The 1649-nt window shown below is 44.5% G+C and carries 2 protein-coding genes and 1 pseudogene; 2 read left to right on the plus strand and 1 reads right to left on the minus strand.

Going from position 1 to position 1649, the window contains the following annotated elements; genetic code table 11:
* Positions 1–367 precede the first annotated feature (367 nt).
* Positions 368–667, minus strand: a pseudogene (locus A3738_RS29410) (RidA family protein); the annotation flags it as partial.
* 199 nt (positions 668–866) lie between these two features.
* Between A3738_RS29410 and A3738_RS16160 the strand changes: the two are divergent.
* Both A3738_RS16160 and A3738_RS16165 read left to right on the plus strand, forming a co-directional pair.
* A complete protein-coding gene (locus A3738_RS16160) occupies positions 867–1172 on the plus strand; it encodes a LysR family transcriptional regulator substrate-binding protein (RefSeq protein ID WP_068477135.1) in 306 nt (101 codons plus the stop codon).
* Positions 1173–1282: 110 nt separating this feature from the next.
* A partial coding sequence (locus A3738_RS16165) for a hypothetical protein (RefSeq protein WP_068763725.1) occupies positions 1283–1649 on the plus strand: 367 nt, incomplete at its 3' end.

Genomic DNA, 1649 nt, shown 5'->3' on the forward strand with positions numbered 1-1649 from the left:
TGGTCGGAGTCAAATCAGTTATAGTGGTGTGAGGTGGTCGCGACGACGCCAGCTCTCACCGGTAAAATGACCTCCAGATTCAACCGAATGTTACCGATTCAATCTTTCTCAGTTTTGTTTAATAAGTGAATGTCTGCCAATCGCTCAACCAAGAACAAGTATCTGTCGATATACAGCTAAACCTAAGTCAAAATGTTTGCTTTCTCAGGAAAGTGAATGCCCGTGAACCAAGATTTCTTTCCTGACTTAACGTCCGCTAACACATTGAAGCGGGCATTGTGTTCAGAGAGCCGCCAAGGTCTGCTCTTGTCTATTTCCGTGCATTAATCTCTAAAAAATAGACAGGTTGATAGGGGAGTTCGATCACTTATTGACTTGAAAGCTCTACCGTCACGGCCAACTCCACACTTGCCCCAGCAGGCAGACTATTGCAGCCATGTACGGTTCTAATGTGTCTTGCTTGCTCACCTAATACTTTCGCAAATAAGTCTGAAGCGCCATTTAGCACGTCGGCATGTTGTGTGAATGAGTCTGTGGCGTTGATAAAACCGTCTAAGCGAATGATTTTGCTAAAACGAAACGGCGTATCTTTGAGTGCAGCATCAATTTGGCTCAATACGTTTAGTGCGGCTATGTGTGCGACTTGCTTGCCTTGTTCTAGAAATAATGTGTCGCCGAGTTTTCAGATGTGAAGCATTTGCCCTTGATCAAAGGGGAGTTGTCCTGAAATATAAAGCAGGTTTCCGCTGATCAATGACGCGCAATAATTGCCGACAGGTTGAGGAGGGCTTGGAAGTACCAAGCCTTCTTTTTTATAGCGTCACGAATGTTCATCATCGTCCTATGCTGAATGTGAGCCTGCAGTAATGCCACCATCTACAAAGAAGGTATTTGATGCCTTTCAGAATCAATCCATTAACCCTGAGACGATCATGCAGATCGAGCGGGACGATTTTGTGTTGCCGTTGGTTGCCGCGAATGTTGGTGTGTCGATTATGACGAATCGAACAACCCCTTATGATCTGAACTTTATCCCAATCGAAGATTTTGATATCAACCGCACGATAGGTTTGTGCCTGAATAATCAAGATGAGCAAGCGCTCAGCGTTCCCATTAAGGCCTTTATTCAATCGATTGAGTCTGAGTTTAAGGTGGAGATTTTGCATCATTAGGGACGATTATTAGCTTTTTTACATTTATTCACTTTTATGACTCAACGCAAATATCGTTTACAGCGTATTTCTTTTTGCGAACTGATCCTACTTTGAACGAGGGTAAGCGTATGAAAGACACGTATTTTGTGGCAGACGATTTAGACGAAGTTGAGCTAATTCAAAACGAGTTGATGGAAGCTGGAGTAGAGAAGGATAGCATTTCTGTTTGGAGCGGCGACGCCTATGGCGTCGACACGCATCATCTCAAGGCTGAAAACGAGTTACTGAAAACGGATGCGATTCCGTCGATGCGGTCAGGCTTAATATGTGGTTTGATCCTGTCCGGTGTCGCGCTTTTCGGTTTTTTAGGTCTGGGTTTAATGAGTTCAGAATACATGAGCGCAGGACTCATTTTTTGCGGACTTGTGATTGGCTTCTGCACGTGGGAGGCAGGGCTATTGGGTTTACGTCGAGTTCACCGCGACTTTACTCAAT

Source organism: Oleiphilus sp. HI0066, assembly GCF_001635725.1.